The sequence below is a fragment of the Deltaproteobacteria bacterium genome (genome assembly GCA_011375175.1).
In the GTDB taxonomy this organism is placed as follows: Bacteria; Desulfobacterota; GWC2-55-46; order GWC2-55-46; family DRME01; genus DRME01.
Map to the genome: position 1 here is coordinate 35287 of DRME01000054.1, position 8661 is coordinate 43947.

General features: G+C 66.7%; 8 protein-coding genes. All 8 read left to right on the forward strand.

Annotated elements, in window-relative coordinates:
* The first annotated feature begins 1 nt into the window (after position 1).
* A complete protein-coding gene (locus ENJ37_04155; GenBank protein ID HHL39675.1) occupies positions 2-1162 on the forward strand; it encodes a lipid-A-disaccharide synthase in 1161 nt (386 codons plus the stop codon).
* A complete protein-coding gene (locus ENJ37_04160; protein HHL39676.1) occupies positions 1159-2946 on the forward strand; it encodes an ABC transporter ATP-binding protein in 1788 nt (595 codons plus the stop codon). The genes ENJ37_04155 and ENJ37_04160 overlap by 4 nt, the downstream gene beginning before the upstream one ends.
* A gap of 4 nt (positions 2947-2950) precedes the next feature.
* Positions 2951-3643, forward strand: a complete 693-nt coding sequence (locus ENJ37_04165) for a DUF374 domain-containing protein (GenBank protein ID HHL39677.1) — start codon at positions 2951-2953, stop codon at positions 3641-3643.
* Positions 3644-3675: 32 nt separating this feature from the next.
* Positions 3676-4980, forward strand: coding sequence for a 3-deoxy-D-manno-octulosonic acid transferase (locus ENJ37_04170; GenBank protein ID HHL39678.1), 1305 nt, complete (start codon positions 3676-3678; stop codon positions 4978-4980).
* Between the two features lie 186 nt (positions 4981-5166).
* Entirely contained in the window at positions 5167-6138 is a 972-nt protein-coding gene (locus ENJ37_04175) for a hypothetical protein (protein HHL39679.1), read from the forward strand.
* A gap of 147 nt (positions 6139-6285) precedes the next feature.
* Positions 6286-6834 (forward strand): ATP synthase F1 subunit delta, encoded by a 549-nt coding sequence (gene atpH / locus ENJ37_04180; GenBank protein ID HHL39680.1) that lies wholly within the window; start codon positions 6286-6288, stop codon positions 6832-6834.
* On the forward strand, positions 6835-8349 hold the full coding sequence (locus tag ENJ37_04185) for a F0F1 ATP synthase subunit alpha (GenBank protein HHL39681.1): 1515 nt from the start codon (positions 6835-6837) through the stop codon (positions 8347-8349).
* Positions 8350-8471: 122 nt separating this feature from the next.
* On the forward strand, positions 8472-8661 hold a 190-nt coding region (locus ENJ37_04190; protein ID HHL39682.1), incomplete at its 3' end, for a F0F1 ATP synthase subunit gamma.

Sequence of the window (8661 nt, forward strand, 5' to 3'; positions counted from 1 at the left end):
GATGGGCGCGAGGATACTCATCGTGAGCGGCGAGGCGTCGGGGGACCTCCACGGCGGCGCGCTCATAAAGGCCCTGCGCGAGCTGGAGCCGGGAGTCGAGGTCGTCGGCATGGGCGGCGAAGCCATGAGGGCCCAGGGGCTTCGCGGCATCGATTCCAGGGACGTATCGGTGGTGGGCATAGTGGAGGTCGCCTCCCGCCTCCCGGCCGTCCTCGAGGCCTTCAGGACACTCAAGAAGATGCTCGACGAAGAGCGCCCCGACGCCGTGGTGCTCATCGACTTCCCCGACTTCAACCTCCGCTTCGCCGAGCAGGCCCGCCGCCGCGGCGTGCCGGTGGTCTACTACATAAGCCCCCAGGTCTGGGCCTGGAGGCGGGGCCGGGTGAGGAAGATACGGCGCATGGTGGACCTCATGCTCGTGGTCTTCCCCTTCGAGGTCGATTTCTACAGGGCCGAGGGCGTTGAGGTCCGCTACGTGGGCCATCCGCTGGCCGAGCGCGCGGTGTGCGCTCTTACGCAGGCCGAGGCCAGAAGGGAGCTCGGTCTCGGCGTGGAGTCGACGGTCATAGCGCTTCTGCCCGGAAGCAGGCGCGACGAGCTCATGCGTCTCGCTCCCGCCATGGCCGGGGCCTGCGAGCTCATCGCGGAGCGGCGCGACGGGACGGTGGAGTTCGTGCTCGCCGCGGCCGACACGCTCGACGACGGTCTCATCGCCTCGGCGCTCGGCGCCGCCGCCGCGAGGATCAGGGTCGTGCGCGGCGCCATGTACCGCTGCCTGCGGGCCGCCGACGCGGCGGTGGTCGCCTCGGGCACGGCCGCGCTCGAGACGGCGCTCATGGGCACGCCCATGGTCATAGTCTACAGGCTCTCGCCGCTCTCCTACCTCCTGGGAAGGCTCCTTGTGCGCCTTCGGTGGTTCGGCCTGCCCAACATCGTGGCCGGCCGGAAGATCGTCCCCGAGCTCCTCCAGCAGGAGGTGACGCCGCGGAGAATAGCCCTGGAGCTCGAGGCCCTCCTCGGCGACGGAGACAGACGCGCCGCGGTGAGGGCCGACCTCGCCGGGCTTGCGCGCCTTCTCGGAGGCGGCGGGGCCTCGATGAGGGCCGCCCGCGCCGTGCTCGACGTGGCGCGCGCCGCAGGGAGCAAGGCGTTACGAAGATGAAGATATACCTGCGACTTCTCGACTACCTCTCCCCCTACAAGGGGACCTTCGCGGCCGCCGTCGTCTGCATGGTCGTCTTTGCCCTCTCCAACGGCGCCATGGCCTACCTCGTGGGGCCGGCGCTCAAGTTCCTCTTCTTCTCCGGCGGGGAGACGCCGCCGGAGATAAGGCTCATCCCCTTCGACCTCGTCCGCATAGAGCGGACCAGCATGGTCGTGGCCGTGCCGCTGGCCATCATCGTCGTGGCGGTGGTAAAGGGCGCGAGCTCCTTCGGCCAGACATACCTCATGGGTTACGTGGGCCAGCGCGTGGTCTCGGACCTGCGCGACGAACTCTTCGCCCACATACTGCGGCTGCCCGTGGGCTACTTCAGCCGCACCTCGAGCGGCGAGCTCGTCTCGCGCGTGACAAACGACACCAACATGCTCCAGACAGCGACGGCCGAGGCCGTGACGCAGGTCTTCAAGAACGTCCTCACAATCGCCGTCCTTCTCGTCGTGGTGGTGGCCATGGACTGGCAGATGGCCATCGGCGCGCTCTTCATCTATCCCATCGCCATATCGCCCATGGTGCGGCTCGGAAAGAAGATGAAGCGCGCCTCCACGGAGGGCCAGGCGACGATGGCCAACATGACCTCCGTGCTCAACGAGGCGCTGCGCGGGGTGAGGATCGTCAAGGCCTTCTGCATGGAGGGCTACGAGGCCGGCCGTTTCCGGGCCGAGAACGAGGGGTACACGCGCCACAGGATAAAGCAGATAAAGGTCAAGGCCCTCTCCTCTCCGCTCATGGAGCTTCTCGGCGCCGCCGGATTCGCCGTCACCATATGGTACGCCACGTACCGGATAGCCTCGGGCACGCTCACGCCCGAGGCCTTCATGTCCTTCTGCGCCGCCGTACTCATGCTCTACCAGCCGGTGAAGGCCCTCAACGGCGTGAACCTCAACATCCAGAACGGGCTTGCCGCCGCGCAGCGGGTCTTCGAGGTCCTCGACACCGAGCGCGAGCCGTCGGGAGAGGGGGTTAAGCTCAGGGGAGTCGAGCGCGCCGTGGTCTTCGACGACGTCTCCTTCTCCTACGGCCCCGGCAAGCCGGTGCTGCGCGACGTGAACCTCGTGGTGGAGAAGGGCGAGATGATAGCGATAGTGGGCGGAAGCGGCGCGGGCAAGACCACGCTTGTGAACCTCATCCCCCGCTTCTACGACGTGACCGGCGGGGCCGTAAGGATCGACGGCCGCGACATAAGGGAGCTCGATCTCGGGGCGCTCCGCTCCCTCATCGCCATCGTCTCCCAGCAGGTCGTCCTCTTCAACGACACCCTCGGCCGAAACATCGCCTACGGCGACCCCTCGCGCAGCCGCGAGGAGGTCGTCGAGGCCGCCAGGGCGGCCAACATCCACGACTTCGCCGCATCGCTCCCCGACGGTTACGACACGATCATAGGCGAGGGCGGAGTGAGGCTCTCGGGCGGCGAAAAACAGCGCGTATCCATAGCGAGGGCCATCCTCAAGAACGCCCCCATCCTCATACTCGACGAGGCCACGAGCGCGCTCGACACGGAGAGCGAGCTCGAGGTCCAGAAGGGACTCGACAACCTCATGCGCGGACGGACGAGTTTCGTCATCGCCCACCGGCTCTCGACGGTGCGCAACGCCGACAGGATAATCGTCATCTCCGGCGGCACCATCAAGGAGGCGGGCCGTCACGAAGAGCTCCTTGCCCGAAGCGGCGAGTACCGCCGCCTCTACGACCTCCAGTTCCCCGCCGCCAGGGAGGCCGGCGCGTAGGGGCATGGGCCGCTCCCTCTGGAAGGAGGTCGGCCGGCGGGCGCTCCTTGCCCTCGCGCCGCCGGTCGTTTACGCCATGGTGCGGCTCCTGGCCGCGACCATGCGCTTCGAGTACGTCAACCTCGACGAGTACAGGCGCAGGGTCGCTGCCGGCGAGAACGCCATCTACGCCTTCTGGCACGGCCGGCTCCTGATGATGCCGCTGCCCTACGAGGGCCGGGGGATGACCATCCTGGTGAGCCGCCACCGCGACGGCGAGCTCATAAGCCGTTTCTCGCGCTACTTCGGCGTGGAGGCCGCCCGCGGTTCCACCACGCGGGGAGGGGCCTCGGGGGCCAAGGCCATGCTCAGGGCCGCCAGGGCCGGCCGGGACCTGGCCATAACCCCGGACGGCCCGAAGGGGCCGCGCTACAGGGTCCAGCCCGGTGTGGTGCAGCTTGCCGCCTGGACGGGCCTTCCCATCATACCGGCCGCCTTCGGCGCATCGAGGAAGGTGGTATTTTCGAGCTGGGACGCCTTCATGGTGCCGCTGCCCTTTTCCACCGGCGTATACATCTGCGGCGACCCCATATACGTGGACAGGAGATGCACGCCGCAGGAGCTGGAGAGAAAACGCACGGAGCTCGAGGAGTCGATGCGGGCCATCACGGAGCGGGCCGACCGCTACTTCGACGACACCGCTGCCGGCGGCCGGTGAAGCGCGGGGGCGCCGCGACGCTGCTATAGCCGATGACAAGGTTTGTCTACGAGATCGTCCTCCACATAGGCTTCCTCGCCATGGTCCCCTACTTTCTCTTCATGGCCGCCGCGGCGCGCAAGTACCGCCGGGGCCTGCCGGAGCGCCTGGGCATGGTGCCGCGCCGGAAGCTCGCGGCCCTGGAGGGCGGGCCCGTTGTGTGGGTCCACGCCGTCTCGGTCGGGGAGACGAGGGCCGTCATACCCCTTGTGAGGATGCTCAAGGAGAGGCGTCCCCAGGTGAAGGTCCTCTTCTCCACGGTTACGGCCACGGCCAACGACGTGGCGGCCGCCGAGGGAAAGGGACTCATCGACGCCCTCGTCTACTGTCCGCTCGACTTCTCCTGGGCCGTGGGCCGCCTCATCGACAGGGCGGCCCCCAGGGTCTTCGTGGTGGTTGAAAAGGAGGTGTGGCCCAACCTCCTCCTTCTGCTCCGACGCAGCGGCGCGGCCACGGTCGTCGTGAACGGCACGGTCTCGGAGAGGTCCTTCGAGAGCTACCGCCGCTTCGGATTCTTCTTCCGCGAGGTCTTCGGCTCGCTGTCGGCCTTCTGCGCGAGGACCGAGGAGGACGCCGCAAGGGCCGAGGCCCTCGGTGTCGAGCCGGGCCGGGTCACGGTGGCCGGGAACATCAAGTTCGACATGGGCGCGCGCACGGCGGGCTGCGAGGCCAGGGCCGACGAGCTCCGCAGGGCGCTGTGCGTGGACGGCGGCCCCGTCATAGTGGCCGGAAGCACCCACCGCGGCGAAGAGGAGATACTGCTTCGGCTGTACGGCTCCCTGCGCAGCGAGTTCCCCGAGCTGAGACTCTTCATCGTCCCCCGTCACCCGGAGCGCTTCGACGAGGTCGAGGCCCTGGCGGCGAGGAGCGGTTTCAGCTACGTGAGGCGCTCTGCCGGCGGACGCGGCGACATCGTGGTCGTCGACACCGTCGGCGAGCTCTCGGCGCTGTACAGCCTCGCCGACGTGGCCGTCGTCTGCGGCAGCCTTGTAAGGGGCGTGGGCGGCCACAACCTCCTCGAGCCGGCCTTCTTCTCAAGGCCCGTGCTCTACGGACCCTACATCGACTCCTACAGGTCCATGGCGGCGCTGCTCGAGGCCGGAGGCGGCGGACTGCGGGCGGCCGGAGAGAGCGACATGCTTGCAAAGCTTCGAAGGCTTCTGCGCGAGGAGGGGGCGAGAGAGGAGATGGGGCGGCGCGCGAAAGCGGTGGTGGACGCTAACCGCGGCGCCGCAGCGAGGTGTGTCGATACGATAGAGGCCTTCCTCGACGACCGCGGCGCGGAGCGGGGCGGTTGAGGCCCTTATCGGCCCGACTCCATTTATTCCTTGACAACCAACCACCCCTGTGTTACTCAATTTGCTGTTTTACTTTCAGCCCGCCTTGCCGATTGTGCAGGTTTTTCAAGGGGAAAGAAGCCGGGGCGCCGACGGGCCGCGGGTTGCGTGCGCTCCGCCACAAAAGACTGGGAAGGTCCTCTGCCGATGATATCCATAGACATCTCTCTCGTACTCCAGATACTCGGTTTTTTCGCCCTCCTCTACGTGCTTAACCGCTTCCTCTACGAGCCCGTCCAGAAGGTCGTGGAAGAGCGGGACCGCAGGATAGGCGGTACGCGCAAGGCCGCCGAGGAGCTCGAAAAGAGTGTGGACCAGGGGCTCGCCGAGTACGAACGCCGTCTCAGGGAGGCGGCCGTCGAGGGGCAGGAGCAGCGCGCCAGGGTGCGCCAGGGCGCGCTGGCCGAGGAGAAGAAGATACTGGACAAGGCCCGGCGGGAGGCGGCCGACGAGCTTGCGCGCCTGCGCGCCGAGCTCGAGGCCGACAAGGCCCGGGCCATGAGCGCTCTCGGCGACGAGGCCGAGGGCCTCTCGCGCACCATAGTGGAGAAGATACTGGATCGTCCGATCTCGGCCGCTGTGGTTCTTCTCGCCGCTTCGCTCCTGGCCGGGGCCGAGCCGGCGCTCGCCTCGGGCGGGGGAGGACACGGCGGCGGCATGGGGTGGAAGATATTCAACTTCCTCGTGCTCGCCGGCGGCCTCTACTTCGTCTGGACGAAGTACATAAAGGGGGCGCTCGACGACAGGGCCGCCTCCATCGAAAAGGCCATGGAAGAGGCCCGCGAGGCCAAGGAGAAGGCCGATATCCGCGAGCGGGAGTACAGGGAGAAATTAAAGCTCCTCGACGGCCGCATCGACGAGATAAAGCGCGAGATACTGCTCGAGGCCGAGGCCGAGAGGGAGAGGATCATCGAGACCGCCGGCGAGAACGCCCGGAGGATAAAAGAGCAGGCAAGGCTCGCCGCCGAACAGGAGCTCAAGAAGGCCCGCATCGAGCTCCGCCGCGAGGCATCGCTCCTGGCCTTCGAACTCGCCCGCAAACTCCTGGAAAAAGAGGTCGGGGCCGGCGACAGGGAGCGGCTGGCGAAGGAGTACATCGGCTCGCTCAAGCTCCACTGAGGGGGGCTGGGGGGCTGTCCGGGGGCCGGCACATGCGGAGTATCGGCGGCGCCGGGGTGTTCTCGGAGAGAGGCCCGCGTAGAAGCGTCATGGAGGGACCTCCCCCGGAGGGGACGGACAACGATGAGAGAGGCACGGGAATAGGATATGCGCAGAAGCTCGGTGGCAAAGAGATACGCAAAGGCGCTCATGGAGATAGGCCGTGAGGAGAAAAGCGTAGAGAGGTTCGGCGACGAGCTGCGCTCTCTGGCGGCGACCTTCCGGGGCAGTCCCGCTCTCTGCAAGGTCCTGCTCAACCCCATGTACAGGCTTGAAGAGCGCAAGGCCCTGGCGGCGGGGCTCGCCGAAAAGCTCGGCGCCTCGGAGCGCGTGGCGAGGCTTCTCGAGATACTCGTCGAGGGGCGCAAGGTGCGGCTCGTCGGGGAGATAGCGCAGGCCTACGCCAGGATGGAGGACGAGCTGGCCGGAAGGTTGAGGGTCGGCGTGGAGGCCGCCTCTCCGCTGGGCAAGGAACTGCTCGAGTCGATCTCCGGGAAGCTCGGCGACGAGACGGGCAAGGAGATAATCCTGAGCTTCGAGGAGAAGCCGGAGCTCATAGGCGGGGTGGTCATCAGGATGGGGAACACCATATTCGACGGCAGCCTCAGGGGCCAGCTCGAAAGGATGAGGGAAAAAATTCTCGGAGGGGTAGTCTAAATGATAAAGGCGGAAGAGATAAGCCAGCTCATCAAGAAGCAGATAAAGGGCTACGAAAAAGAGATCGACGTCAAGGAGATCGGCACGGTCATCTCCGTGGGCGACGGCATAGCGAGGGTCTACGGCCTGGAGAAGGCCATGGCCGGCGAGCTGCTCGAGTTCCCCGGCGGCCTCTACGGCATGGTCCTGAACCTCGAGGAGGACAACGTGGGGGTTGCCCTTCTCGGCCCTGACCGCGAGGTGAGGGAAGGCGACACGGTGAAGCGCACGGGCCGCATCGTCGAGATCCCCGTGGGCGAGGCCGTGCTCGGCCGCGTGGTCGACGCCATAGGCCAGCCCATAGACGACGCCGGTCCCATCGAGGCCTCCGAGTCCAGGCGCGTCGAGGTCAAGGCCCCGGGCATCGTGGCCAGGAAGCCCGTCAGCGAACCCCTCCAGACGGGACTCAAGGCCGTCGATTCCATGATACCAATCGGCCGCGGCCAGCGCGAACTCATAATCGGCGACCGCCAGACCGGCAAGACCGCCGTGGCCATCGACACCATCATAAACCAGAAGGGCCAGGACGTCTTCTGCATCTACGTGGCCGTGGGCCAGAAACAGTCCACCGTGGCGCAGATAGTCGAAAAGCTCCGCCAGCACGGCGCCATGGACTACACGGTCGTCGTCTCGGCCACGGCCTCTGCTCCGGCCCCTCTCCAGTTCATCGCGCCCTACACGGGCTGCGCCATCGGCGAGTACTTCCGCGACAACGGAAAGCACGCCCTCATAATCTACGACGACCTCTCCAAGCACGCCGTCGCATACCGCCAGCTCTCGCTCCTGCTGCGGCGCCCGCCGGGCCGCGAGGCCTTCCCGGGCGACGTCTTCTACCTCCACTCAAGGCTCCTCGAGCGGGCGGCCAAGCTCCGTGACGAGCTCGGCGGAGGCTCCCTCACGGCCCTGCCCGTCATCGAGACCCAGGCCGGCGACGTGTCGGCCTACATCCCCACAAACGTCATCTCCATCACCGACGGCCAGATATACCTGGAGACCGACCTCTTCTACTCGGGCGTGAGGCCCGCCATCAACGTCGGTCTCTCGGTGAGCCGTGTGGGCGGCAGCGCCCAGATAAAGGCCATGAAGCAGGTGGCCGGCACGCTCAGGCTCGAACTCGCCCAGTACCGCGAGCTCGCCGCCTTCGCCCAGTTCGGAAGCGACCTCGACCCGGCCACCCAGCGCCAGCTCGCCCGCGGCAGCCGCCTCGTCGAGATACTCAAGCAGGGGCAGTACGCGCCCATGCCCGTTGAAAAGCAGGTGCTCGTCATCTACGCCGCCACCAACGGCTACGTAGACGACTATCCCGTCGCGGCGCTCGGCAAGTACGAACAGGAGCTCGTAAGCTTCGTCGAGACCCGCCACGCCGACGTCCTCGACGACATAAGGGAGAAGAAGACGCTCGACGACGAGCTCAGGGAGAAGCTCAACAAGGTCCTCGACGAGTTCAAGGGCCTCTTTGTGGCTGAAGAGGCCTGACGGGGCGGACCCTTTGAAGGGGGCGTAAGGGGGTGTGGGAAATCCGCCGGGTACCGGCGTCCCCGGCGTAACGAAAGAGCTCTTTTCCGCTGAAGAGCCACCTCGAATAAGAACGGAATGACATGGCGAGTCTCAGAGACATACAGCGTCGCATAAAGAGTGTCAAGAACACCCAGCAGATAACCAAGGCCATGAAGATGGTCTCGGCCGCCAAGCTGCGCCGGGCCCAGGAGGACATCACGGCCGCCAGGCCCTACGCCGAGAAGATGGAAGAGCTCGTCAAGGGCATGGCCGGGCGCTGCGGCGGGGAGG